Raw genomic sequence first — 26,433 nt, forward strand, 5'->3', positions numbered from 1 at the left:
GTCGGCTATGGTCAATGCACGCTGTTTGAAAACGCACAGCGGCTGCGCAAAAACTAACATTCTTTTAACGAAAGCTAACAACTAGAGTGTCCGACAATAAAAACAAAAAGCGAGGTCAGGGAATGCAGACTTCCCTCGATGAATACGACTACATCGTGGTCGGCGCCGGCCCTGCCGGGTGTTTGCTGGCCAATCGGCTGTCGGCAGATCCGCAGCAGAGCGTGCTGTTGCTCGAAGCCGGCGGGCGCGACAACTATGCGTGGATTCACATTCCTGTCGGTTACCTGTTCTGCATCGGTAACCCGCGCACCGACTGGTGCTTCAAGACCGAAGAACAACCGGGCCTCAACGGCCGCGCGCTGAGCTATCCGCGCGGTAAAGTGCTGGGCGGTTGTTCGTCCATCAACGGCATGATCTACATGCGCGGCCAGGCCAACGACTACGATGGCTGGGCGGCCGAGGGCAACCCGGGTTGGGCCTGGAACGACGTGCTGCCGCTGTTCAAACAAAGCGAAAACCACTTTGCCGGCGCGGCTGAATTTCATGGCGCCAAGGGTGAATGGCGGGTTGAACAGCAGCGCCTGTCGTGGCCGATTCTGGATGCCTTTCGCAGTGCCGCCGAACAGAGCGGCATTGCCAGCATCGATGACTTCAATCAGGGCGACAACGAGGGTTGCGGCTACTTTCAGGTCAACCAGAAATCCGGCGTGCGCTGGAACGCGGCGAAGGCGTTTTTGAAACCGGTGCGTGACCGAGCCAATCTGACAGTGCTGACCGGGGTTGAGGTGGATCGTGTGCTGCTAGAGGACGGTCGCGCAACAAAAGTCAGTGCGCGCCACGAAGGTCAGACCAAGCAGTTCAAGGCGCGCAAGGAGATCGTCCTGTGTGCCGGCGCGGTCGGATCACCAAGCATTTTGCAGCGCTCCGGGATTGGCCCGCGCCCACTGCTCGAACGCCTCGGTATCGGCGTGATTCATGAGCTGCCAGGCGTCGGCGGCAACCTGCAGGATCACCTGCAATTGCGCCTGATCTACAAACTGGAAAACGCCCGCACTCTCAACCAGATCGCTGGCAGCGTGTGGGGCAAGATGGGCATGGGCCTGCGTTATCTGTATGACCGTAGCGGGCCGCTGTCGATGGCGCCGAGTCAGTTGGGCGCGTTTGCGCGCTCGGGGCCGGAGCAGACCTCGGCGAATCTGGAATATCACGTGCAGCCTCTGTCGCTCGAGCGTTTTGGCGAGCCGCTGCACAGCTTTCCGGCGTTTACCGCGTCGGTGTGTGATTTGCGTCCGCAGAGTCGTGGACGCATCGACATTCGTTCGGCAGATCCACAGGAAGCGCCGCTGATTCAACCCAACTACCTCAGTCATCCAGAGGATTTGCGCGTCGCGGCTGATGCGATTCGCCTGACCCGGCGCATCGTCAGCGCCCCTGCCCTGCAAGCGTACAAACCGGTGGAGTACCTACCCGGCGCCAACCTGCAAAGTGAAGAACAATTGCAGCAAGCAGCGGCGACGATCGGCACGACGATTTTCCATCCAGTCGGTACCTGCCGCATGGGCAATGACGGCGATGCGGTGGTCGACGCACAGCTGCGCGTCCACGGCGTGCCCGGTTTGCGCATCGCCGATGCCTCGATCATGCCGCGCATCACCTCGGGCAACACCTGTTCGCCTACGCTGATGATTGCCGAGAAAGCGGCACAACTGATCCTCAACCCCAACACCAGGAGCAGCACCCCGAAATTGGAGCTGGCCCAAACCCTGTAGGAGCTGCCGAAGGCTGCGATCTTTTGACTTTGGATTTTCCATATCAAAAGCAAGATCAAAAGATCGCAGCCTGCGGCAGCTCCTACAAGGGACCGCGTTTAATTCAAGGCATCACCCGGACACGCAACACCAGTGGAACAACAAAAACAATCACTGTGAGGGATACCGATATGTCAGAACACGTTCAGCCGCTGGACGCCGTGCGCAGCGCGGAGACCAGCCCGGATACACGCAAAGTCATCTTCGCTTCATCACTCGGTACGGTGTTCGAGTGGTATGACTTCTTCCTCTATGGCGCCCTCGCGGCGGTGATCAGCAAGCAGTTTTTCGCCGGGGTCAACGACACCACGGCGTTCATCTTTGCGCTGATGGCCTTCGCCGCCGGCTTTATCGTGCGGCCATTCGGGGCGCTGGTGTTCGGTCGGTTGGGGGACATGATCGGGCGCAAATACACCTTTCTGGCGACGATCATTCTGATGGGCGTGGCGACCTTCTGCGTCGGCCTGCTGCCGACCTACGCCAGCATTGGCATCGCCGCACCGATCATTCTGGTGGTGCTGCGCATGCTTCAGGGCCTGGCCCTCGGCGGTGAATACGGCGGTGCTGCGACTTATGTGGCAGAACACGCGCCAATCGGCAAACGCGGTTTCCACACCAGCTGGATTCAGTCCACCGCCACTCTCGGCCTGTTGCTGTCGCTGCTGGTGGTGCTCGGTTGCCGCTACTTCACCGGCGATCAGTTTGAGGTGTGGGGCTGGCGTATTCCGTTCCTGCTGTCGATCGTGCTGCTGGGCATTTCCACCTGGATCCGCCTGAGCCTGCACGAGTCGCCGGCGTATCTGAAAATGAAAGAGGAAGGCAAAACCTCGAAAGCGCCGATCCGCGAATCCTTCGGCAAATGGGAAAACCTCAAAGTCGTGTTGATCGCCCTGTTCAGCATCAACGCCGGGCAAGCGGTGACCTTTTACGCCGCGCAGTTTTACGTGCTGTTCTTCCTGACCCAGTTCCTGAAAATGGATCCGGCGGTGGCCAACACCTTGCTGATCATCAGCGTGGTGATCGGCGCGCCGTTCTTCATCTTTTTCGGCTGGCTGTCGGACAAGGTCGGCCGTAAACCAGTGCTGATGCTCGGCTTGCTGCTGGCCACGGCGCTGTACTTCCCGATCTTCAAATCCCTCGCGCACTACGCCAACCCGGCGATTGATCAGGCCAGCCGTCAGGCACCGATCACCGTACTGGCGGATCCGGCGACCTGCACCTTTCAGTTCGACCCGGTGGGCAAAGCCAAATTCGACAGCCCGTGCGACAAGGTCAAAACCTTCCTGGTCAAACAGGGCCTGCCCTACTCCAGCGCCGCCGCCCCGGCCGGCAGCGCCGTGCAAGTGAGCGTCGGCGACGTCAAACTCGATGGCTTCGACGAGGCCGCACTGCGCGGCGCGATCACCCTGGCCGGCTACCCGCAACAGGCCGATTTGCAGCAGATCAACAAGCCAATGATCGTTGCCCTGATCGTGGCGCTGATCATCATCTCGGCCATGTGCTACGGCCCGCTCGCGGCGCTGATGGTCGAACTGTTCCCGACACGCATTCGCTACACCTCGATGTCGCTGCCATACCACATCGGCAACGGCTGGTTTGGCGGGTTTCTGCCGACGGTGTCGTTTGCGCTGGTGGTGTACACCGGGGACATCTTTTATGGGCTGTGGTATCCAGTGCTGATTACCGGGGTGAGCCTGGTGGTGGGGATGATCTGTTTGCGTGAGACGAAGAATATAGATCTCGACAAGAACTGAAACTCAACCTGACAACTCAATCGGCGAGGGCTTTGACCCTCGCCGTTTTTTTTGCTCAGGCATCAGCCTTGATCACTTCGAACTTCACCTGATCCGGATAAAACGCCACGTAGTCCTTGATCGGACCAACCGAGATTTTCGGTTTCTCATAAGTCCACACCGCATTCGCCCCTTCATGCCCCGGCACTTGCAGACTGAAGTAATTGGCGTCGCCCTTGTACGGGCAATAACTGGTGTGGTCGGTGCGGGCGAAATACTTTTCGTCGATGTCTTCGCGGGGGACGTAATAGACCGGCGGGTAGTTGGCTTCGTTGAGGATCAGTACGTGGGACGAGGCCGCGACCTGGATGCCGTGGAATTTCACTATCAGGCAGCCGGGAAGTTGTTCGAGGGCAATGACGGGACTAGGGCCGGAGCTTTTCATGGGGTTCTCCTGGATACGGCGAAGAGACCGGTTCAGGTATAGCTCATTGGTTCTGGTTGGGGTGGGTTTGCAGCCGAACGGCCCTTCAACATCAAAAGCCCCTCACCCCAGCCCTCTCCCAGAGGGAGAGGGAGCCTACCGTGTTGTTTTGCGTTCAACATCGACCTAAAAGTCCTACTTCGATTATGGATTCGGCAAAGCGCTGACAGGTCGATGTATTTCTGTAGCATCCCCCAATCAGTCCCCTCTCCCACTGGGAGAGGGTTAGGGTGAGGGCCGCTCTCCAGGCATCACGCCACAATATCAGCCGCCACCGCCTGCCCAACCACACCCACAGCAAAGTCCACCGAACCCTGCCCCGTCAGATCAACCATCAGGCTGGTCTGATTGGTCTGCGCGAAGTAAGTCAGGATCGCATCGCCGGCATGCCCGGTGAAACCGCTGACAAAATTCAGCGACGCCGCGCCCGTGGCGAAACCGGCGATCCCCGACAGGTCGATCTTGTCCAGGCCGCTGGTGAAATCCATGATCCAGTCCGGCGCAGTCATAGTTGAATCGCTGGCAGCACCGAACACGAAAGTATCCGCACCTTCACCACCCCACAAGGTGTCGCCACCGCCACCACCGTAAATGATGTCATTACCGGCACCGCCGACCAGCTCGTTGGCAACGGCGTTGCCTATCAGCAGGTCATTGCCTGAACCGCCGATGGCATTTTCCACGGTCACGCCGTGCGCGATGGACACGTTACCGACCAGACCGCCAACATCGGAGAACGAGCCTTCATTGAGGTTGATCTTCTGGTTCTGGCTGAAGCCGGAGAAATCCAGGGTGTCATTACCGCCGCCATCCCACACCGAGAAAACCACTTTGGAGGAGGCCGAAGTGGCGCTGTAGAAATCGCGCTCGGCGCTGGAGTTGAAACCGTAAGTGGTGTCATCGGCGCGGGTCGCGTAGTTGGCGCCATACAGCTTTTGCACCGCGACGATATCGTCGAGCAACGGCGCCGAGGCGTACGCGCCGCTGCCGTCCTTGCTGAAGTTCTGGTCGGTGTTGGCTTCGCTCCAGTAGCTCATCAGGCTGTAGCCACGGGTGTCTTCGGCGAACTTGGCGTCGTTATAGGTCGGGTTGCCATTACCGGCGTTGTACGCGCCCGGGTGCGACAGGCCGAGGGTGTGGCCGATTTCGTGGGTCAGGGTCTGACGCCCGTAATTGTTGGTGTCCGGGGTTTTGTTGACCTGATACTGATCGTTGATCAAATACCACGACTGGCCGTCATAGCTGCCGCCGCTCGGCAGGTAAGCGAACGCAGCGCCACCGGTGCTGACATCATAGTTACCGAAGGTCATGTGGCCATCACCGCCCTTGCCTTCAGTGAAGGTGACGTTGGCGACATCGGCCCAGGATTGCATGGCCAGCACGGCCTGAGCTTTTTGCTGGGCGCTGAACTCGCTGAAGTTGCCCAGTTTGACGTTGTAGTTCGCCGGTTTCTCGGTCAGGAAGCTGTAACTGAGGTCGATCTTGCCGTCAGCGTTCTTGTCGCCCCACGACAGGCCTTTGCGCAGGATTTCGTCAGCGGCCTGGTCGGCGGTGAATGAGGGTTTGCCATTGACCAGCCCGACGCCACGGTCATACAGGTGGCTGAAGGTATCGATTTCGTCGAAGGCGCTGCTGGTTTTCGATTTGGCTTGAGCCATGGTGGACTTCCTTGTTTCTGAGTAGTCAGTGTCGACAGACCACGGCGATCTTCTGGCGAGATCGTCCTGTCACTCGCGTGTTTGAATCGCTGAAAAACCTGACACAGGTGTAAACCGCAGGCTAATCAATTTCTCGATAGCCCGGGCTGCGTCCCTGTATTACCCGTCATGTGCTGCAATGCTTTTTATCTGTATATCCATACAGATAAAAGTTGCTGCTGACGCCAAGTCCGGCCATTCTGTGCACCTGTGCGGACCTTGATCGACGTGGGTGGTTATGCGGTTGTACCTCTGTGAAAAACCTTCTCAGGCCAAAGACATTGCGGCCGTGCTCGGCGCCAGGCGTCGGGGTGACGGCTGCTGGCTGGGAACAGACGTCACGGTGACCTGGTGCATCGGCCACTTGCTCGAAACCGCCCCGCCGGACGCCTACGACCCCCGCTACAAGCGCTGGGTCCTGGCCGATTTGCCGATCATTCCGGACAAGTGGAAAATGACCGTCAAGCCGCGCACCGCCAGCCAGTACAAAGCGGTCAAACGCCTGCTCGGCGAGGCCAGCGAGCTGATCATCGCCACCGACGCCGACCGTGAGGGCGAGATGATCGCCCGGGAACTGGTCGAGCACTGTCGCTATCGCGGGCCGATCCGGCGTTTGTGGCTGTCGGCGCTGGACGAAGCTTCGATCCGCAAAGCCCTGGCGGCATTGAAGCCGGGGGCCGAAACCTTCAGCCTGTATCACTCGGCGCTGGGCCGCTCGCGGGCGGACTGGCTGATCGGCATGAACATGAGCCGGCTATTCACGCTGCTGGGTCGGCAATCGGGTTATCAGGGCGTGTTGCCGGTGGGCCGGGTGCAGACGCCGACCTTGCGCCTGGTGGTGGATCGTGACCGCAGCATCGCCGATTTCGTGCCAGTGCCGTTCTGGGCGATTGATGTCGATCTGCTGCACAACGGCATACCGTTTACTGCGCAGTGGCGTGCGCCGTCGGATACCTGTGACGATCAGGATCGCTGCCTGAATCAGGCGTTGGCCCAGCAAGCGGCGGCTGCGATCAGCAGCGCTGCGAGTGCCCGGGTGGTCAAACTGAAAACCGAGCGCCTGCGCGAGGTGGCGCCCCTGCCCTTCGATCTCGGCACTTTGCAGGAAGTCTGCTCGAAGAAACTCGGCCTCGGCGCGCAGGAAACCCTCGACATCGCCCAGGCTCTCTACGAAACCTACAAAGTCGTCACGTATCCACGCAGTGATTGCGGTTATTTGCCGCTGAGCCAGCACAGTGAGGCGCCGGGGATTCTCGCCGCGCTGCGTCAGGCCGATCCGGGCCTTGAGGCGCTCAACGGGTTTCTGGAGCCGCAACGCAAATCCCGCGCGTGGAACGACGCCAAGGTCAGCGCGCACCACGGCATCATTCCCACCGCTGCAGCGAAGAATCTAGAGCGCCTGACCGGCAAACACCGCGCGGTCTACACACTGATACGTGCGCGCTATCTGGCGCAGTTCCTGCCCAATCACGAATACGATCGCACCCAGGCCGATTTCGATTGCGCTGGTGAAGCGTTGCGTGCGGTCGGCAAGCAGATCATCGAACCGGGCTGGAAACGCGCACTGCCCGAGGCGCTGGCAGCGGCCAAGGGCCGCGAGGCACCGGTACCGCAAACCTTGCCGGCACTTACGCAAGGCGTTGAGTGCGCGGTGGCTGACGTCAAGTTCAAGGATCTGTGGACGCAACCGCCCAAACCCTACACCGAAGGCGATCTGATCAAGGCGATGAAAAACGTCGCCAAACTGGTGGAAGATCCGCTGCTCAAACAGAAGCTCAAGGACACCACCGGGATCGGCACAGAAGCGACCCGCGCCTCGATCATTCAGGGCTTGCTTGACCGTGGCTATCTGGTGAAAAACGGCAAGGCCCTCGCCGCTACCCCGGCGGCGTTCAGCCTGATCGACGCGGTGCCCCGCGCAATTGCCGACCCCGGCACCACGGCCATCTGGGAGCAGGCGCTGGACATGGTGCAAAATGGCGAAATGAGTCTGGAAGAGTTCGTCACCAAACAGGCAGCGTGGATGAGCAAACAGGTGACGCGCTGTTCCAGTCTCAGCCTGACCATCAGCGGCCCGCCACCAGCCGGTAAAGCGGCGGCCCCGTGGAAGAAAAAACGCAAATCGACCCGCAGCAAAACCACGGGTACGACAAAACGCACAGCGAAACCGTCAGGCAAATAAAACCCGCTAGTGTTTCTGCAAGGCTCAGCACTTTCAGGAACCCTGCGCATGGCCAATATCGAACTGCACCCCGCTCAGCGCGATGAGCTGGATATCATCGAAAACCTCATGCAGTTCTACATGTACGACTTCAGCGAATGGCTGCCGCTGAAGCTCGCCGAGCACGGTTTTTTCTCGATCCAGCCGAAAATCGGCTATTGGCGTCACCCGACCACCCAACCGTTCCTGATTCGCGTCAATGGCGAACTCGCCGGTTTCGTGACCGTCGATAACGAAATCCACATCGCCGGGGCCGAACACAACATCGGCTACTTCTTCATCGCCCGACGCTTTCGTGGCCAAGGCGTCGCGCAGTTTGTCGTCTCTGCCCTCTTGAGCCGCATCCCCGGTCAATGGCAGATTTTCCATATCGACGCCAACCTGCCGGCACAGCGCTTCTGGGCCAGGCTGATTCCTTTATTGAGCGACGGCCACTTCACCCTGCAGCAGCGTGAAGTGGACGGCTATCCGTGCACCTTCTACGTGCTGCGAACGCCTTTTTCCGTTGCCTGAACGGATTCTTTCTCATTCCAAAACAGCTTTGTCCGACAATATGTAGTGAGCAAAAATAATCACTACAAAACCGTTGACGGCGTCGTTTTGCTTTTGCATGATGAAGACGTTCCCCGATCGGGAACATCGGTAACACGCTTGAGCAAACTCGTCTGACCGCCGAGTTGTTTTTTCCGGATACACGCTGCCCACAAGGCAGATTGAAGAAGCTGACCTGGCCTGAACGTCCAGTACAAGGACGAGAAGCGCTGGCGAAAATTCTCAAGACGCTTGTGGTCGACACGGTAAATGTCGTCAAGGAGCCTCCCGGTTTTCGCTGCTTCTCCTCGTTGTGACGCTATTGCGTAGCAGTTATTCAACACGACTACATGCAACAGATGCACGACCCCGTACTTCACACGGGCGAGCGCTGACGTCCTGGTTTCGGTGCCAGGGATCAACTAACCGATGGGCTACCTGTATTAGCGAATCAACTTTGAAAGATCACCAGACTGGTCAAGGGGCAATATCATGAATCTGAACAATCAACCTACTATCGAAGAACTGGCTCGTATGTTCGCTGCGCAGAAAGACAGCCATGACAGCCATATTCTCTGGATCAGCAAGTCGGGTCAGGTGCATATCGACTGCCTGGCGACCCATGCTGACGAAGACGAGTTCGACCGCAATCATCAGAACCTGCTGGCCCGCTTGAAGATGTACCGCCGCGGCCACGGTTATGTTGGCAAGAAAGCCGCGGCCGACAAGGACTTCATCGGGAATGTTCTGCAAACGCTGAAACAGGCGTGGGATTCGATGCAGAATAAGAATGAAGTTCGGGTGATTGATCGGTTCTGCTGAGCTAGTAATTAAATAATTGAAAGGCCTGCTTCCTTAAAGGAAGCAGGCCTTTTTTTGTTCGCTTGCATTGATTTGGCGTGACTGGAATTGTAGCCCCTCACCCCAGCCCTCTCCCGAGGGAGAGGGAGCCGATTTGTGCTGCGCGCAAAATTTTAGTTCGGCTCAAAACTTTCAGGTCGGCGTAAATCGCACAAACACCTCGGTCAGTCCCCTCTGCCGAGGGAGAGGGAGCCGATTTATGGTGCTTTCAGAACCAGAGTTCGGCTCAGGTTTCTCAGGTCGGCGTAAATCGCCCAAGCAACTCGGTCAGTTCCCTCTCCCACTGGGAGAGGGTTAGGGTGAGGGGCTTCCCATGCCCAACACCAATTCCACAAACGCCACCGCCGCCGCACTGTGATAATTATTGCGCCGCCGCAACAACGCCGCTCCACGCTGCGGCGCCTCGCTATCCACGCGCAACCGGCGCAATGCCCGATCCTCCGTCGCAATCGCCTGCGGCAGCATCGTCGCCAGCGGTGAGTGCCGCACCACTTCCAGCAACGTACTCACCGAATTCACCTCAATCCGCACCTGCGGCGTAATTGCGTGCTGACGGAAATATTCATCCACCGATAACCGCGTGATGAAGTCCGGCGCCAACAAGGCGAAATCCAGTGAAGCAATATCTTCCGACGTCAGTAACGAGTGGCTGTCATACAGCGGGTGCTCACGCCCGACCATGATCCCCAACGTTTCGGTAAACGCCGGAATGCATTCGATATCAGCATTGCGCACCGGCGTAAACGCAATCGCAATATCCAGCGAATCATCCGCTAACCCCGCCTCGATGTCGTCCATCGACAGCTCGAAAATCTGCAAATGAATCCCCGGATAGCGCGCGGCAAAGTCGCGCACCAACGGTCCGACCAGGTACGCCATGAACGTCGGTGTCATCGCCAGACGCAACGTCCCGCGAGACAAATCCTTCACGTCATGCAACGCGCGCTTGCCCGCCTCCAGCTCCACCAGCACCCGTCGCGCGCATTCGATGTAGGCCTCGCCAGCATCGGTGGGTTTGACCGTCCGCGAGGTGCGATCAAACAGATTGACCCCCAGTGTCTCTTCCAGTTGGCGAATCTGCTGCGACAAGGTCGGCTGTGAAACATGCAATGCCTCGGCGGCACGGGTAAAGCCGCCGTGATCGGCAACGGCCAGCAGGTAACGCAAATGTCGCAGCAGCATGGGAACACCATCTATAGGCAGGACTTATGCCAAGCATTGTATATCGGTCTTGGACGCTATGGATGAATCGGCAGAAGATCAATCCCACACAGCAAGCCAACCCCTGAAAGGAGTGACACCATGCAACAGTCCCACGCCTACAACGACACCAGCCTGGCCCTGACCACCCGCATTCTCGACGCCAAGGCACGCAAAGATCTGTCGTGGCAGGATCTCGCCGACGACACCGGCCTGAGCCTGGCGTACGTCACCGCTGCCCTGCTCGGTCAGCACCCGCTGCCGGAAAACGCCGCCCAAGTGGTCGGTGACAAGCTGGAACTGAGCGCTGAAGACGTCGCGGCGATGCAGATCATCCCGCTGCGTGGCAGCCTCAGCGGCGTGCCGACCGACCCGACCATCTACCGCTTCCACGAGATGATCCAGATCTACGGCACCACCCTCAAGGCCCTGGTTCACGAACAGTTCGGCGACGGCATCATCAGCGCGATCAACTTCAAGCTCGACATCAAGAAAGTTGAAGATCCGGAAGGCGGCTCCCGCGCTGTGGTCACCCTCGACGGCAAGTTCCTGCCCCTGCGTCCGTTCTGATCCGCACCGGCCCGCACCCTGCGTGCGGGCCAACCCACCCCAAATGGTTACCCGTCACCACTGCGTCTGGAGGCTGCCCCATGCAAAAAATTCTACTGATCCTGGCCCTGCTCGGCGGCTTTTCCGTCCAGGCATCTGCCGCTGACGAGGCCGTTGCCTACCGCTATGGCATGCAGATGGATATCGCCCAAGTGCTGAACATTACCCCGGTTGCCGATGTGTGTGGCGTGGTGCCGGTGGAGATGACGTATCTGGACAGCCACGGTGGCAAACACGTTCTTCAATACAGCGAATTCGGCAGTGGTTGCTCGAACTAAGAGGACAACACCATGAAAAACCTGATTGATGGCTTCCTGAAATTCCAGAACGAAGCGTTTCCGCAACGCACCGAACTGTTCAAACACCTGGCGACCACGCAACAGCCCGGCACCTTGTTCATCACCTGTTCCGACAGCCGTGTAGTGCCAGAATTATTGACTCAACAAGAACCCGGCGAGCTGTTCGTGATCCGTAATGCCGGCAATATCGTGCCGTCCTACAGCCCGCATCCGGGCGGGGTTTCGGCAACGGTGGAATATGCGGTGGCGGTGCTCGGCGTGACCGACATTGTGATCTGCGGCCATTCGGACTGCGGCGCGATGACCGCGATTGCCCAGTGCAAATGCATGGATCACCTGCCCGCCGTCAGTGGCTGGCTGCAGCATGCCGAGTCGGCAAAAGTGGTGAATGAAGCGCGGCCGCATGCCAATGACGCGGCGAAATTGAGTTCGATGGTGCGCGAAAACGTGATCGCGCAACTGGCGAACATTCAGACCCACCCGAGCGTACGTCTGGCTCAGGAGAAAGGCCTGCTGAATCTGCATGGCTGGGTGTATGACATCGAGACCGGCTCGATCGATGCGCTGTCCGCCGACCGCCGCACGTTTGTGCCGCTGGCTGAACAGCCGGCGACTTGCGCGATTCATGCACAAACCACCCACGCCGCCTGAGCAACTGATCGTGCCTACGCTCTGCGTGGGAATGCCTCAGGGGACGCTCTGCGTCCAGTGACGCGGAGCGTCACGGGCTGCGTTCCCACGCTGGAGCGTGGGAACGATCATTGTCCGCCAGATCAGCGTTTTACCGTGAGGTCTACTTGGGTCATGCGGCTACGAACAGTGAACACGCCATCCCCCGAAAGAATCGCACTGCGCGCAAACAAGCGCCCACTCTCCCAGTTCGAAAGCCCCAACTCTGGTTTGTTGAGCGCGTACTGCCCATCGACCCAACGAGTAATGCCGTTGCCCACGAACGGCGCGTTGACCGCGTTGTAAAAGCGCTCCTGAACCTGCGCATCCTCGCTGATCAACGACACGGTAAATTGCGGACTGTAGCGGTTGAACAGCGCAATCGCATGATCCAGATCGTCAACGATCATCAGGCTGACTTCCGGGGTTTCTTCCCACTCCCACTCGCGGCCCAACTCGGACTCTGCCAAGGGTTCGGCCAGTGCTTCGGTCTGATAGCCCTCAGCGCGATAGACCTCGACCGTCGCGTTCTGCCACTCGCTCGGCAAGCAACTTTCGCTGCCTTCGACGATGTGCAGTTTGCAACCCTGACCACGCGCGGTGCCGGCCTGTTGCAATGCCTCAAGAAACAACGGCACCAGTTCCGCCGCGCGATCACGCTGGATCAGGCAGACGTTCAACGTATTGCAGACTTTGCGATCCAGCGAGTTGCGCACCACGGCGGCGAAACGTTGGGCATCCGCATCACGATCAGCGATCAACCACGCACCTCCCGTGCCGTGCAGGCTGACGGCGGTGCCGGCCTGCTGGGCAATGCTGCCCAATTGACTGACCGCACGCCCCGAACCGCGCGCCACCGCCAGCGACAAACGCCGGTCAGCGAACATCGCCCAACCGGCGGCATGATTGACGCTTTCCACCAACGACACCGCGCCGGCCGGCAGACCGGCATCGGCCAGCGCCGGGTTCAACGCATGAGTGACGATGGCTTGCGCGGTGCCCAACGCATCGCTGCCAATGCGCAGCACGGCGGTGTTGCCAGTGCGCAAGACACCGGCTGCGTCGGCGAACACGTTCGGCCGGCCTTCAAAGACAAACGCGACGATGCCCAACGGCGAAACCACTTGCTCGACCTTCCAGCCGTCGTGCTCGACGCTGCTGATGACTTTACCGCGCGTGGCTGCGGCATCTCGCCAGGCGCGCAGACCGGCGATCATGTCGCCACGCATGCGCTCATCGGCGAGCAATCGGGTGGTGGAACGACCGCGCGCCTTGGCCCGTTCGATGTCCGCGCGGTTGGCGGTTTCGATGTGTGCCCAGCACGCAGGGGTTTCCAGACGTTGCGCAAACAGGTCGAAAAACTGGCTGATGGCCTCATCGGACACCGCCGACAACGCAGTGAATGCCGCTGCCGCACGTTCGATCGCCACGGACGCCGCTTGCTGATCCGCCACGGGAATCAACAGCAACTCGCCACTGACCTGCTCCACCAGCAGATGGTCTCCGGGCTGAAAGCGCGCGGCCAGTTCGGGGCTGACCACGGTGACGCGGTTACCAGCGAAAGGGATCGGCGTGCCAGCGACTAGACGTTCGAGCGCGAGAGACATGAAGCGGATTCACCATGCAGGGAGCGGCCGGAAAATGTAGCGGATTACTCGATGAAATACACCTCTTCAAACACTTAAGAAACCTGTGGGAGCTGGCTTGCCAGCGATAGCGGTGGTTCAGTCAATTTATAGTGACTGACAGACCCTCATCGCTGGCAAGCCAGCTCCCACAGGGTTTTGTGGTGTCTGTGTGATCAGGTCAGAAGACTGACCAGCCAATCCGCGCGCTAAGCATCTCCAGCGCCGCCATGCCCGCCAACGAATTCCCCGCCGCATTCAATTCTGGCGACCACACGCACACCGTGAACTGCCCCGGCACCACCGCGACAATCCCGCCGCCGACACCGCTCTTGCCCGGCAAGCCAACGCGATAAGCGAAGTTGCCCGCTTCGTCATACAAGCCGCTGGTAGCCATGATCGAGTTGACCTGTTGGGTTTGCCGACGCGTGAGGATCTGTTCGCCGCTGTGTTTGCAGAAACCGTCGTTGGCCAGAAAGCAGAACGCCCGCGCCAGATCAATGCAGTTCATGCGCAACGCGCAGTGGCTGAAATAGCTGCGCAACACCGCTTCGACGTCGTTGTGAAAGTTGCCGAACGACTGCATCAGATACGCCATCGCTGCATTGCGCGCACGGTGTTGGTATTCGGAGTCGGCGACTTTGCCGTCGATCATGATCTGCGGATTGCCTGACAGTCGGCGGACGAAATCGCGCATCGACAGGGTTGGTGCAGCAAAGCGCGACTGGTTGATGTCGCAGATCACCAGCGCGCCGGCATTGATGAACGGGTTGCGTGGCCGACCGCGCTCGAATTCCAGCTGCACCAGCGAGTTGAACGGTTGCCCGGACGGCTCGTGTCCGAGGCGTTCCCAGATCGCTTCGCCGGAATGATCGATCGCCTGCACCAGGCTGAACACCTTGGAAATGCTCTGCACCGAGAACGGCGTCTCGGCGTCACCGGCGCAATACATCTCGCCGTCGTTGCCGTACACGGCGATGCCCAGCTGATTGGCCGGCACGGTGCCGAGGGCAGGAATGTAGTCAGCCACCTTGCCCTGCCCGATCAACGGGCGGACAGCGTCAAGAATCTCGTTCAACAGCGCTTGCATGCCGGGTTCCGAAGTCTCGCCCCATGGGATTGCGGGGACACTGGGGCTAGACGCTGCGCCCGCCCGTCGAATCACACCGGCCGCCATCGCACTGAATGTTCTAGGCTCAACCGCACATTCAAAAACGGGAGAGCAACCATGCAACTCGAAGGCTCCTGCCATTGTGGCGAGGTCACGTTCAGTCTCACCAGCGCCCATCCCTACCCTTATCAACGCTGCTATTGCTCGATCTGTCGCAAGACTCAGGGCGGTGGCGGTTGTGCGATCAACCTTGGCGGCGACGCGACCAGCCTCAAGGTGCGCGGGCGCAAACACATCAGCATTTACCACGCGAAGATGAAAGACGAAGGCGACCAGCGCGCCCATCGCAGCAGCGCCGAACGACATTTCTGTTCACTGTGCGGCAGCGGCTTGTGGCTGTTCAGCCCGGAATGGCCGGAACTGATCCACCCGTTTGCCTCGGCCATCGACACGCCGTTGCCGGTGCCGCCGGAACATACGCATCTGATGCTCGGTTCGAAAGCAACCTGGGTGGAAGTCGAGGTGAAACCCAAGGACCAGCAATTTGACGAATATCCCGAAGAATCGATTGCCCAGTGGCATGAGCGCCTCGGCTTGACCCGCTGAACAGTGCCCCTATAGGAGTGAGTCTGCTCGCGATAGCGGTGGATAGGCACACCCATGCTGACTGACCCGACGCTTTCGCGAGCAGGCTCGCTCCCACAGGAGAACGCATTCCATTTGTGGGAGCGAGCCTGCTCGCGAAGGGGGCGGCACAGGGCAACGCATTCAATCCAGATGCGCCCAGGTCATGCGAAACGACGCCCCACCCCAGGGCGAATCGCCCACCTCAACCTGCCCGCCATGGGACTGCGAGACCCGTCGCACCAACGCCAGGCCCAAACCAAACCCGCCGGTGCGGCGATCGCGACTGGCATCCAGCCGCGAAAACGGTTCAAAGATTTTCTCGCGCCCGTCCACCGGCACCCCCGGCCCATCGTCGTTAACCCGCACCTGGTAATAATCGCCCGTGCGTTCCAGCGTCACTTCCACCCGCTGTTCGGCATAACGAATCGCGTTGCGCAGCAGATTGATCACCGCCCGCGCCATGAATCGCGGTTCGATGCGCACTGTGTCGATCCGGCAATCCGCGATCAGCAACTGCACCCCCGCCGCTTCGGCCTCCAGCGCCACGCTGCCAACCACGCTATCAAGCCAATTGGCAGCCTGGATGTTTTCGCGCTTGATCACCGTCGCGCCGCGCTCAAGGCTGGCGTAGGTCAGCAGCTCGGACACCATCTCCTCCAGTTCACCAAGGTCGGCGTACATGTCGGCAATCAGCTCGCGGTTCTGGCTGGCGTCCGGCTGTTGCTTAAGCTGGTCGAGTTCAAACGACAGCCGCGCAATCGGCGTGCGCAGTTCGTGAGACACGGCATTGGTCAGCTCACGCTGATTGGCGATCAGCCCTTCGATGCGCGCCGCCATCAGATTGAAGTGTTCGGCCAGATCGCGAATGTTCGAGCGTTTCGACAATTGAATGCGCACCGACAGGTCGTTATCGCCGAAACGCTCGGCGGCCAGGCGCAGTTTTTCCAGATCGCGCCAGTGCGGGCGCACCCAGAAAAACAGGACGATGCCGATCAACACGGCAATCATCAGGTAGGCACTGGCGATGTAGAACGGCATCAGGCTCGGCTCGGCCGGCAATCGGATGCTGAGCAACTGCGGCCCCTCGTCAATCGCAGAAATGTACTGGTTGTACTTGTCGCGGATCACCAGCAGCCCTTTGGCCAGCTCGGCTTTTTCCTCGTTGCTCAGGGCCAGTTCAGAGGCGTCGACCAGCGTCAGCCCCAAACCGTAATGCGGGCGGATCGTTTCCAGCTGTTGTTCCCGGGCCGGTCTGTCGAGGTCGCGCAGCTGCTGGCCCAGCGTCCAGGCCTGGCCGCGCACGGCCTCACGGTTGTAGTCCTGCATCTGATAATCGAGCAAGGCATCAAAAGTACGCTCGACCGTTTGCAGCGCCAGCACCAGACCTATCGTCATGACCAGAAACAGCCCGAGAAATAACCGCAGCATCTACAGCTCCCACGCGAACGGATTGAACAGATACCCCTTGCCCCACACGGTTTTGATGCACATCGGCTCGCGGGGATTGTCTTTGAGCTTGTTGCGCAATTTGCTGATGTACACGTCGACGCTGCGATTGAGCCCGTCGAAGGCAATCCCGCGCATGCGATTGAGAATGTCATCCCGCGACAGCACCTTGCCCGCCGCGCTGGCCAGCAACCACAGCAGCTCGAATTCCATGGTGGTCATTTCAATGACCTCGCCCGCCAGCCGCACTTCACGGCAACTGCGGTCGACGCTCAACTGGCCGAACTGCAGAAAACTGACGACATTGCTATCCGGCACCTGCCGCCGCTGCAGCGCTCGCAGCCGGGCCAGCAATACCGGTGGCTTGATCGGTTTGATCACGTAGTCATCGGCGCCGGACTCCAGACCGAGGATATGGTCGAGGTCATCTTCCTTGGCCGTCAGAATCACGATCGGCGTGTCCGATACACTGCGAATCTCGCGGCACACGTGCAAACCGCTCTGCCCCGGCAACATCAGGTCGAGCACCACGACTTTCGGTTTGAACTCGAGAAAGGCAGCCACGGCCAGATCACCGCGATGCACCGTGCGCACCTCGTAGCCGTGTTGTTCGAGAAAGTGGGCGATCAGCGCGGCGAGGCGCTCATCGTCTTCCACCAGCAGGAGTTTGCCAAAACCCAGGTTTTCCATAACGACCGTGTGCCGCCCATGTGTGAAGTGGTCGGCATTATGGCGGCAATCGCAGGCGGAGGTCCGTTATCGGTAATGTTTCATACTCTTAAGAGTTTTTAACATTCAAACGCAAAAGATCGCAGCCTTCGGCAGCTCCTACAGGGAAACGCATTCCAAATGTAGGAGCTGCCGAAGGCTGCGATATTTTGACGTTGTTTTTTCGAACAGGGTTATGCCGCGACAGGCACACCGCTGTGGAAGCGGAATTCTTCATCCGGCGACTCGATCAGTTCCTGCTCGGCGGCGCGGACTTTCTCGATGACCTGAGCAATATCCTTCGCATCGCCGTATTGATAGGCCAGTTTCAGATAACCCTGAAAATGCCGCGCCTCGCTTTTCAGCAGGCCAAAGTAGAACTTGCCGAGTTCTTCGTCCAAATGCGGCACCAGTGCTTCGAAACGCTCGCAACTGCGTGCTTCGATAAACGCGCCGACCACCAGCGTATCCACCAGCTTCACCGGCTCGTGGCTGCGCACTACCTTGCGCAAGCCCGAAGCGTAACGACCGGCGTGGAGCTGGCGCAGTTCGATCTTGCGCCGCTTCATGATGCGCATGACCTGCTCGTGGTGCACCAGTTCTTCCCGGGCCAGACGCGACATCATGTTGATCAGGTCGACGTGGGAATGGTACTTGGCAATCAGGCTCAGGGCGGTGCTGGCAGCCTTGAACTCACAGTTCTTGTGGTCGATCAGCAGGGTTTCCTGATCGGCCAGTGCAGCCTGAACCCAGGCGTCGGGGGTGCGGCAGCCAAGGAATTCGTGGATTTCGGGAAGGATCATGGGGCTCACGGTAAAAGGTGTTCGAGCGAAGGGCGCCGATTATACCGGCCTGTCCGCAGACCACCAGCGGCTGGCGTTGATATGCATCAAGTCGCGCACGATCGGACAGCAACTATAGTTGTGCAACGCCGTGCCTTTTCTTTGCTGGAGACTCCGCTCATGCAAGCCATTCGCAGCATTCTGGTGGTCATCGAACCCGAACATTCGGAAAGCCTGGCGCTCAAGCGCGCCAAATTGATCGCCGGCGTAACCCAGGCCCATCTGCACCTGCTGGTGTGCGACAAGAAGCACGACCACGCCGGCATGCTCGGTGTGCTCAAAGCCGCACTAGTGGCCGACGGCTACAGCGTGACCACCGAACAGGCGTGGAACGAGAGCCTGCATGAAACCATCATCGAGGTGCAGCAGGCCGAGGGCTGCGGTTTGGTGATCAAGCAGCACTTCCCCGACAGCTCACTGAAAAAAGCCCTGCTGACCCCGGCGGACTGGAAGCTCCTGCGCCACTGCCCTACCCCGGTGCTGCTGGTGAAAACCGCCGGTTCGTGGAAGGACAAGGTGATTCTGGCAGCCGTGGACGTGGGCAATGCCGATGGTGAACATCGGCATTTGCACACGACGATCATTGATCATGGCTACGACATCGCCAGCCTGGCCAAGGCGCATCTGCATGTGATCGCTGCGCATCCATCACCGATGCTGTCGGCTGCAGACCCGACGCTGCAACTGAGCGAAACCATCGAGGCGCGTTATCGCGAGCAATGTCGAGCGTTTCAGGCGGAATTCGATGTCGATGATGAGCATCTGCACATCGAGGAAGGCCCGGCGGACGTTTTGATTCCGTTCATGGCGCACAAGCTGCAAGCGGCGGTGACCGTGATTGGCACGGTGGCGCGCACCGGGTTATCAGGGGCGCTGATCGGCAATACCGCGGAAGTGGTGCTGGATGCGCTGGAAAGTGATGTGTTGGTGCTCAAACCGCAGGAGGTTGAGGATCATCTGGTGGAGTTGGCGGTGAAACATTAAAGATCAAAAGATCGCAGCCTTCGGCAGCTCCTACAGGTAGAACGCATTCCCATGTAGGAGCTGCGGCACGCTGCGATCTTTTGACCTTCAGGCGCCGAAGGCGTCTTTCAGAAAGCCCGGGGCGATGTAGCGCTGGTAGTGCGCTTCCGACAGCAGGAAGAATTCCCGATCAATGGCATCGCGCAATTCCGGCAGGTTCCAGTCGCGAAACTCCGGCAGCAACACCATCCCGTACGCTTCCAGATTAATGATCACCCGCGCCCCACGGGCAATCAGCTGATACGCCCAGCAATATTCCGACTGATGCGGCACGAAGCGGATCTTGCGCTGCTCGAGTTGCTCGCGCAGGCGCGCCGAATCGAAAATCTCGACCTTGGCCGCCATCACTTGTGACAGCAATTGCTCCAGACGCAACCATACCGCACGTTTTTCTTCCTCGTTGTAGCCATTCCAGTGGATCACTTCGTGGTGGAAACGCTTACAGCCACGGCACACCAGATCACCGTAAACAGTGGAGCAGAGGCCGACGCAGGGGGTCTTGATGGTCTGATTGGGCATAAGATAGGTAAAACACTGAAACGCGGAACAGGTCGGCATGTTAGCCCTTTGTCGGGCATTGATCACCCCTCAAACTTCAGGGTCACAGCCACGCGCGGCGTTTGCCCTGGCCACGCGCATTGCCACGAAAGTCCAATAGAGCCCGACTTACCTTTAAATTTTTTTTGCCGTAGAATCAGCCAGCCTTTTAAGGCGCCAATGTCCGTTAGAAGCTGTTTTCAAAGCGTCACGAGCACAGTCGTTCCTTCAGAGCGGTGTTGGCGAGGGATTTTTCCAGCGGGGAAAAATCCAGCGCCAACCCTCATCAGCTCCCCGTTCTGCAGGCGTAAAACTTTGAAAGCAGCTTCTGTAAGGAATTGCCGGTAATTCTGGCCGAACGACCCACAACGTCGTGAGGAGCATGAGTACGGCAATTTCGGGATGAGCGTCCCGGACACCCATTTGGGACCACTGATGAGGGTAATAACTGTGCTTGAAGCCTACCGCAAACATATCGAAGAGCGTGCAGCCCTGGGTATCGTTCCCCAGCCGCTTAACGCCGAACAAACAGCAGGCCTGGTCGAGCTGCTGAAAAACCCTCCGGCTGGCGAAGAAGAATTTCTCGTTGACCTGATCACCAATCGCATTCCACCAGGCGTGGACGAAGCGGCCTATGTCAAAGCCGGCTTCCTGTCTGCACTGGCCAAGGGCGAAGTTTCCTCCCCTCTGCTGGACAAAAAACGCGCTGTAGAACTGCTCGGCACCATGCAGGGCGGCTACAACATCGTCACTCTGGTTGACCTGCTGGACGACGCCGAGCTGGCGCCGGTCGCTGCCGCGCAACTCAAGCACACCCTGCTGATGTTCGATGCGTTCCACGACGTCGCGGAAAAAGCCAAGAACGGTAACGCTCACGCTAAAGCCGTGCTGCAATCCTGGGCTGACGGCGAGTGGTTCAAAAACCGTCCGACCCTGGCCGACAAGATCAGCCTGCGCGTATTCAAGGTTACCGGCGAAACCAACACCGACGACCTCTCCCCTGCTCCTGATGCCTGGTCGCGTCCAGACATCCCGCTGCACGCCCTGGCCATGCTGAAAATGGCCCGCGACGGCATCGTTCCTGATCAGCAGGGCGCCATCGGCCCGATGAAGCAGATCGAAGAAATGCGCGGTCAAGGCTTCCCGATCGCCTACGTCGGTGACGTGGTCGGTACCGGTTCGTCGCGTAAATCGGCCACCAACTCGGTGCTGTGGTTCTTCGGCGACGACGTTCCTTACGTGCCGAACAAGCGTGCTGGCGGTTTCTGCTTCGGCAGCAAAATCGCTCCGATCTTCTACAACACCATGGAAGATGCCGGCGCACTGCCAATCGAGTTCGACGTTTCCAACATGAACATGGGCGACGTGATCGACCTGTACCCGCATGCTGGCAAAGTCTGCAAACACGGCACCGACGAAGTCCTGACCACCTTCGAAATGAAGACTCCGGTGCTGTTGGACGAAGTCCGTGCTGGCGGCCGTATCCCGCTGATCATCGGCCGTGGCCTGACCGAGAAGGCTCGCGCCGAACTGGGTCTGCCACCGTTCGACCTGTTCAAGAAGCCAGAAGCACCAGCTGAAAGCACCAAGGGTTTCACCCTGGCGCAGAAAATGGTCGGCAAGGCTTGCGGTCTGGCAGAAGGCCAAGGCGTTCGTCCTGGCACCTACTGCGAACCGAAGATGACCACCGTGGGATCTCAGGACACCACCGGTCCAATGACCCGTGACGAACTGAAAGACCTGGCGTGCCTGGGCTTCTCGGCTGACCTGGTGATGCAGTCCTTCTGCCACACCGCGGCGTATCCAAAGCCGATCGACGTGACCACCCACCACACCCTGCCTGACTTCATCATGACCCGCGGCGGCGTTTCTCTGCGTCCGGGCGACGGCATCATCCACTCGTGGCTGAACCGCATGCTGCTGCCAGACACCGTGGGTACCGGTGGTGACTCGCACACCCGTTTCCCGATGGGCATCTCGTTCCCGGCCGGTTCCGGTCTGGTTGCGTTTGCTGCGGCCACCGGCGTTATGCCGCTGGACATGCCGGAATCGATCCTGGTGCGCTTCAAAGGCAAAATGAAACCTGGCATCACCCTGCGTGACCTGGTTCATGCCATTCCTTACTTCGCTATCCAGAACGGTCTGCTGACCGTCGAGAAGAAAGGCAAGAAAAACGCCTTCTCCGGCCGCATCCTGGAAATCGAAGGTCTGGAAGGTCTGACCCTGGAGCAGGCGTTCGAACTGTCCGACGCCTCGGCCGAACGTTCGGCTGCCGGTTGCACCATCAAGCTGTCGAAAGAGTCGATCACCGAGTACCTGAACTCCAACATCACCCTGCTGCGCTGGATGATCGGTGAAGGTTACGGCGATGCGCGTACCCTGGAACGTCGCGCTCAAGCGATGGAAGCCTGGGTTGCCAACCCGGAACTGATGGAAGCCGATGCCGACGCCGAATACGCCGAAGTCATCGAAATCGATCTGGCCGACATCAACGAGCCGGTACTGTGCGCGCCGAATGATCCGGACGACGCCCGTCTGCTGTCCAGCGTTGCTGGCGAGAAGATCGACGAAGTGTTCATCGGTTCGTGCATGACCAACATCGGTCACTTCCGCGCTGCCGGTAAACTGCTGGATCAGGTCAAGGGTCAGCTGCCAACCCGTCTGTGGCTGTCGCCGCCGACCAAAATGGACGCTCACCAACTGACCGAAGAAGGCTACTACGGCATCTACGGCAAGGCTGGCGCACGCATGGAAATGCCAGGCTGCTCGCTGTGCATGGGTAACCAGGCACGCGTTGAGCCGAACAGCACCGTGGTGTCGACGTCGACCCGTAACTTCCCGAACCGTCTGGGCGACGGCGCGAACGTCTACCTGGCTTCGGCCGAACTGGCGTCCGTGGCTTCGATCCTGGGTCGCCTGCCGACCGTCGAGGAGTACATGGAATACGCTGGCAAGATCGACAGCATGGCGGCCGATATCTACCGCTACCTGTCCTTCGACCAGATTGCCGAGTTCCGTGAAGCTGCTGCGAACGCCAACATCCCGGTCGTTCAAGCCTAACGCTGCAACGCAATGAAAAAGCGCCGCCCATCGTGAGATGAGCGGCGTTTTTTTATGCCTCACACATAGACCCTGTGGGAGCGAGCCTGCTCGCGAAAGCGGTGTGTCAGTCGATGTAACTATTGGATGATGAATCGCTTTCGCGAGCAGGCTCGCTCCCACGTTTGATTCTTACCAGACAAGAGACCTGCATTTCCCGATAGGGTTACGGGTTGAGCTTGAGGGCTTTCTGCACGGCGCCATCGACGCTCAAACCGCTGAGGATCACAGCGTTGGCTTGCACTTCGGGCAACGCCTCCAGCACCGCCAGCGCCTCATGCTTGAGCCGCGCCAGAATCAAACGCTTGCCTTCCTGATGCACCCGCACAAAGAACTCCTGCATCGCCTCAATGCTGGTGCCATCCAGATCCGGCGTCTCCTCGAGACTCAGAATCACCGTATGCACCGGCATTTCTGCATGGCGGATCAGCCGTAACGCCGCGCCCAGAATCCGCTCAACGTTGGCAAAGAACAACGCCTCACTGGGCCGAATGATCAGTACGCCAGGCTCCGTTCGCGCAACGGGATGACGCTGCACATCGACAAAATCGTGCCCGCCATCAATCCGCCCGAGCACTTGAATGTCCGCGGCTGACATCTGCTTGAGCATCAGCAGCACACTGATCGCCACCGAAACCAGCAGACCGTCCAGCACGCCCAATACCAACACGGCCGTAACCGCGCAGATCACCAGCACACGATCCCGCCGCCAGATGAAGTAGCGGCCCAGCGGCTGCAGACTCAAACCGCGACCCAGCGCATGCATGACAATCGCGGCGAGGATCGGCTCCGGGGTCAGGGCAATCCACGGCAACACCGTCAGCACGATGATTAACACCACCAACGCCGCCACACCGCCGGCCCAGCGTGACGTCGCACCTGCTGCTTCATTCGCCGAGGTCGCCGAGTACCCTGCCCCGGCCGGCATGCCATGAAACAATCCGGAGAGCAGATTCGATGCGCCTAACGCCAACAGATCACGGTTTGAGGTGACGCGATCGCCATGCTTGAGCGCATACGCACTGATCGACCCGTAAGACTCCGCATACAGAATCATCACCAGCGCAAAACCCACCTCCCCCAGCCGTAGCCAGTCGGCGAATGGCAGCACCGGCAGGTTAGGAACTTCCAGGCTCAGGTCGATAATGCCGATCATCTGCACGCCGTACGCCGACAGATTCAACCATTGCCCGGCGGCGATGCCGATCACTACAACCAGCAAGCCACCGGGCACCCGCGGGAATCGTGAAAACACCGCGAGCAACACCAGCGCGACGGCCGCAACAGCCGCGGCCATCCAGTTCCAATGCGGCAGTTGTTCTAGCAGTTGCGGGGCGAAGCGCACCAGATTGGCCTCGGTCAGATGCACGCCCACCACAGTGGCGACCTGCTTGAGAATGATGGTCAACGCCAGGCCGAAGGCGAATCCGCGCAGAACCGGTTTGGCGATGAAGGACGTGACACTGCCCAGACGAAACACCCCGGCCAGCAAAAACAGCGCACCGCTGATGAGAACCAGACCGACCGCCAAAGCGGAGCGCAATTGCGGATCACCATTGGCCAGTGTCGCCGTCGCCGCCGCCAGCACAGCCGCCGAAGAAGACGTCGCCGAGACAATCGCAAAGCGACTCGTACCGAACACCCCGTAGCAGAACAGCCCAGCAAACAGCGCGATTACCCCGGCCTGTGGTGCCAGCGCGGCAATGGTCGAATACGCCACCGCTTCGGGCAGCAAGAGACCGGCTATCGATAGACCGGCGAGTACATCCCGCCAGCGATTGCGTTGCTCTACAGGTTGCGGGGCGCTCGACAATCCACTGTCTCCAGACGAAAAAAAGCCGCTGCATACGTCGTATGCAGCGGCCACTGTAGCTGAGTATCTGGAGTTGTAGCTTACGCGGTCAGCGAATAAATCAACGCCGAAATCGCTACCAGGCCGACAGCCGTTACAAACACGTTCGACGCCTGGCCGCGATAGCGGGCCATCGCTGGCACTTTACGGATTGCGTACATCGGCATCAGGAACAGAATCGCCGCGATCACCGGGCCGCCGATGGTTTCGATCATGCCCAGAATGCTCGGGTTCAGGGTTGCCACGATCCAGCAAACCACCAACATGAAGGCCGCCACGATGCGATCCAGCGCCTTGGCGCCCGGGCGTTTGCCGCTCTTGATAATCAGGCCTTTGAGACCTTCGCTGGCACCGATGTAGTGACCGAGGAACGACTTGGAGATCGCCACAAACGCAATCAACGGTGCTGCGAAAGCGATGGTCGGATTGCTGAAATGATTGGCCAGGTACGACAGGATCGACAGATTCTGCGCTTTGGCCTCGGCCAGTTGTGCCGGCGACAGGGTCAGCACACAGCTGAAGACGAAGAACAGCACCATCGCCACCATCAACAGGTGTGCGCGGGACAGGATCTGCGAGCTGCGCTCTTCAGCGTGGACGCCGTAACGACGCTTCTGATCGACCGCAAACGCCGAGATGATCGGCGAGTGGTTGAAGGAGAACACCATCACCGGAATCGCCAGCCACAGCGTGTGCAGCAACGCAGACGGTGCCGGCACCTGCGAAGCCGTGGCGAGAATGCCGCCGTTCCAGTGTGGAATCAGGTAAACGGCGAGGAACAGCAGCGCAACGATAAACGGATACACCATCAGGCTCATCGCCTTGACGATCGCCTGCTCACCGCAACGCACCACGGCCAGCAGACCGAGGATCAGCACGAACGACAGCAGAGCGCGCGGTGGCGGCGTGATGTGCAGTTGATGTTCGAGAAAACTGGCGACCGTGTTGGTCAGACCGACGCTATAGATCAGCAGGATCGGGAAGATCGCGAAAAAGTACAGCAAGGTGATCAGCGCGCCGGCCTTGATGCCGAAATGCTGCTCGACCACTTCAGTGATGTCGGCGCCTTCACGACCGGAAAGCACAAAGCGGGTCAGACCACGGTGCGCGTAGAACGTCATCGGGAAGGCCAGCAGCGCAAGGACCACCAGCGGCCAGAAGCCACCCAGTCCTGCGTTGATCGGCAAAAACAGGGTACCGGCGCCGATGGCCGTCCCAAACAGTCCCAACATCCAGGTGGTGTCCTGGCGATTCCAGCTCGAAAGTTCAGCGGGTGCTGCTGCATCAAAGCGCTCTTCGACGCTATTGGCCTGATCATTCATCCGGTCGGATCTCCGCATTCCGGTCACTTGCCACTCGGTCAGACGCGTCGGAAAAAACCGACAGACATGCTCCGGCCGAAACAGGGGCGCGATTCTCCGCGATAAATGAGCAGAAGCAAAGACTTAGCT

The 26,433-nt window shown here is 59.4% G+C and carries 22 protein-coding genes; 11 read left to right on the forward strand and 11 right to left on the reverse strand.

Going from position 1 to position 26,433, the window contains the following annotated elements; all coding sequences use genetic code 11:
* Positions 1-122 precede the first annotated feature (122 nt).
* Positions 123-1,769 carry a GMC family oxidoreductase gene (locus CKW26_RS03015; RefSeq protein ID WP_095047446.1) on the forward strand — a complete coding sequence of 549 codons (1,647 nt, stop codon included), beginning with the start codon at positions 123-125 and terminating at the stop codon, positions 1,767-1,769.
* A gap of 170 nt (positions 1,770-1,939) precedes the next feature.
* Positions 1,940-3,562 (forward strand): MFS transporter, encoded by a 1,623-nt coding sequence (locus CKW26_RS03020; RefSeq protein WP_095047447.1) that lies wholly within the window; start codon positions 1,940-1,942, stop codon positions 3,560-3,562.
* A 55-nt stretch (positions 3,563-3,617) separates the two neighbouring features.
* Here the strand turns inward: CKW26_RS03020 and CKW26_RS03025 are convergent, their stop codons facing one another.
* Together CKW26_RS03025 and CKW26_RS03030 are read right to left on the reverse strand one after the other, a co-directional pair.
* Positions 3,618-3,986 carry a DUF427 domain-containing protein gene (locus tag CKW26_RS03025; protein ID WP_093437143.1) on the reverse strand — a complete coding sequence of 123 codons (369 nt, stop codon included), beginning with the start codon at positions 3,984-3,986 and terminating at the stop codon, positions 3,618-3,620.
* Positions 3,987-4,276: 290 nt separating this feature from the next.
* Positions 4,277-5,683 carry a serralysin family metalloprotease gene (locus CKW26_RS03030; RefSeq protein ID WP_095047448.1) on the reverse strand — a complete coding sequence of 469 codons (1,407 nt, stop codon included), beginning with the start codon at positions 5,681-5,683 and terminating at the stop codon, positions 4,277-4,279.
* Between the two features lie 277 nt (positions 5,684-5,960).
* Between CKW26_RS03030 and CKW26_RS03035 the strand changes: the two genes are divergently transcribed.
* The 3 genes from CKW26_RS03035 to CKW26_RS03045 all read left to right on the forward strand — a co-directional run bounded on the left by CKW26_RS03035 (position 5,961) and on the right by CKW26_RS03045 (position 9,296).
* Entirely contained in the window at positions 5,961-7,904 is a 1,944-nt protein-coding gene (locus CKW26_RS03035; protein WP_095047449.1) for a DNA topoisomerase III, read from the forward strand.
* Between the two features lie 48 nt (positions 7,905-7,952).
* The gene (locus CKW26_RS03040) at positions 7,953-8,456 is read left to right on the forward strand and encodes a GNAT family N-acetyltransferase (RefSeq protein ID WP_095047450.1); all 504 of its coding nucleotides are present in this window, start codon (positions 7,953-7,955) and stop codon (positions 8,454-8,456) included.
* Positions 8,457-8,966: 510 nt separating this feature from the next.
* Complete coding sequence (locus CKW26_RS03045; protein ID WP_093437124.1) at positions 8,967-9,296, forward strand: hypothetical protein; 330 nt, start codon at positions 8,967-8,969, stop codon at positions 9,294-9,296.
* A 333-nt stretch (positions 9,297-9,629) separates the two neighbouring features.
* Here the strand turns inward: CKW26_RS03045 and cynR are convergent, their stop codons facing one another.
* On the reverse strand, positions 9,630-10,517 hold the full coding sequence (cynR, locus tag CKW26_RS03050; protein ID WP_095047451.1) for a transcriptional regulator CynR: 888 nt from the start codon (positions 10,515-10,517) through the stop codon (positions 9,630-9,632).
* Positions 10,518-10,637: 120 nt separating this feature from the next.
* Between cynR and cynS the strand changes: the two genes are divergently transcribed.
* From cynS to CKW26_RS03065, 3 genes are all read left to right on the forward strand, one after another.
* Positions 10,638-11,105, forward strand: a complete 468-nt coding sequence (cynS, locus tag CKW26_RS03055; RefSeq protein WP_093437115.1) for a cyanase — start codon at positions 10,638-10,640, stop codon at positions 11,103-11,105.
* 80 nt (positions 11,106-11,185) lie between these two features.
* Positions 11,186-11,422 (forward strand): DUF2790 domain-containing protein, encoded by a 237-nt coding sequence (locus CKW26_RS03060; RefSeq protein WP_095047452.1) that lies wholly within the window; start codon positions 11,186-11,188, stop codon positions 11,420-11,422.
* Positions 11,423-11,434: 12 nt separating this feature from the next.
* Positions 11,435-12,094 carry a carbonic anhydrase gene (locus tag CKW26_RS03065; RefSeq protein WP_077573391.1) on the forward strand — a complete coding sequence of 220 codons (660 nt, stop codon included), beginning with the start codon at positions 11,435-11,437 and terminating at the stop codon, positions 12,092-12,094.
* A 122-nt stretch (positions 12,095-12,216) separates the two neighbouring features.
* On the opposite strand, the gene CKW26_RS03070 is transcribed toward CKW26_RS03065, so the two are convergent.
* Both CKW26_RS03070 and glsB read right to left on the reverse strand, forming a co-directional pair.
* Positions 12,217-13,719 (reverse strand): aldehyde dehydrogenase family protein, encoded by a 1,503-nt coding sequence (locus CKW26_RS03070; RefSeq protein ID WP_095047453.1) that lies wholly within the window; start codon positions 13,717-13,719, stop codon positions 12,217-12,219.
* A gap of 199 nt (positions 13,720-13,918) precedes the next feature.
* On the reverse strand, positions 13,919-14,827 hold the full coding sequence (gene glsB / locus CKW26_RS03075) for a glutaminase B (RefSeq protein ID WP_007911001.1): 909 nt from the start codon (positions 14,825-14,827) through the stop codon (positions 13,919-13,921).
* A gap of 138 nt (positions 14,828-14,965) precedes the next feature.
* On the opposite strand from glsB, the gene CKW26_RS03080 reads away from it, so the two are divergent.
* Positions 14,966-15,454: a GFA family protein gene (locus tag CKW26_RS03080; protein ID WP_095047454.1), complete on the forward strand. Its 489-nt coding sequence runs from the start codon at positions 14,966-14,968 to the stop codon at positions 15,452-15,454.
* A 162-nt stretch (positions 15,455-15,616) separates the two neighbouring features.
* Here the strand turns inward: CKW26_RS03080 and CKW26_RS03085 are convergent, their stop codons facing one another.
* The 3 genes from CKW26_RS03085 to CKW26_RS03095 all read right to left on the reverse strand — a co-directional run bounded on the left by CKW26_RS03085 (position 15,617) and on the right by CKW26_RS03095 (position 18,432).
* Positions 15,617-16,903 (reverse strand): ATP-binding protein, encoded by a 1,287-nt coding sequence (locus CKW26_RS03085; protein ID WP_095047455.1) that lies wholly within the window; start codon positions 16,901-16,903, stop codon positions 15,617-15,619.
* Complete coding sequence (locus CKW26_RS03090; RefSeq protein WP_095047456.1) at positions 16,904-17,611, reverse strand: winged helix-turn-helix domain-containing protein; 708 nt, start codon at positions 17,609-17,611, stop codon at positions 16,904-16,906.
* Positions 17,612-17,823: 212 nt separating this feature from the next.
* Entirely contained in the window at positions 17,824-18,432 is a 609-nt protein-coding gene (locus CKW26_RS03095) for a tRNA-(ms[2]io[6]A)-hydroxylase (protein ID WP_095047457.1), read from the reverse strand.
* Positions 18,433-18,591: 159 nt separating this feature from the next.
* On the opposite strand from CKW26_RS03095, the gene CKW26_RS03100 reads away from it, so the two are divergent.
* Entirely contained in the window at positions 18,592-19,455 is an 864-nt protein-coding gene (locus tag CKW26_RS03100; RefSeq protein WP_095047458.1) for a universal stress protein, read from the forward strand.
* A gap of 87 nt (positions 19,456-19,542) precedes the next feature.
* Here the strand turns inward: CKW26_RS03100 and CKW26_RS03105 are convergent, their stop codons facing one another.
* Positions 19,543-20,013, reverse strand: coding sequence for a DUF1289 domain-containing protein (locus CKW26_RS03105; protein WP_064117650.1), 471 nt, complete (start codon positions 20,011-20,013; stop codon positions 19,543-19,545).
* A gap of 468 nt (positions 20,014-20,481) precedes the next feature.
* Here CKW26_RS03105 and acnB point away from each other — a divergent pair, with 468 nt between their 5' ends.
* Entirely contained in the window at positions 20,482-23,091 is a 2,610-nt protein-coding gene (gene acnB / locus CKW26_RS03110) for a bifunctional aconitate hydratase 2/2-methylisocitrate dehydratase (RefSeq protein ID WP_095047459.1), read from the forward strand.
* 205 nt (positions 23,092-23,296) lie between these two features.
* On the opposite strand, the gene CKW26_RS03115 is transcribed toward acnB, so the two are convergent.
* Both CKW26_RS03115 and CKW26_RS03120 read right to left on the reverse strand, forming a co-directional pair.
* Entirely contained in the window at positions 23,297-24,943 is a 1,647-nt protein-coding gene (locus CKW26_RS03115; RefSeq protein WP_095047460.1) for a SulP family inorganic anion transporter, read from the reverse strand.
* Between the two features lie 80 nt (positions 24,944-25,023).
* Entirely contained in the window at positions 25,024-26,304 is a 1,281-nt protein-coding gene (locus tag CKW26_RS03120) for an HAAAP family serine/threonine permease (RefSeq protein ID WP_095047461.1), read from the reverse strand.
* Positions 26,305-26,433 lie beyond the last annotated feature (129 nt).

Origin of the sequence: Pseudomonas sp. Irchel s3h9, assembly GCF_900187475.1 — a bacterium.
GTDB classification, from domain to species: Bacteria; Pseudomonadota; Gammaproteobacteria; order Pseudomonadales; family Pseudomonadaceae; genus Aquipseudomonas; species Aquipseudomonas neuropathica.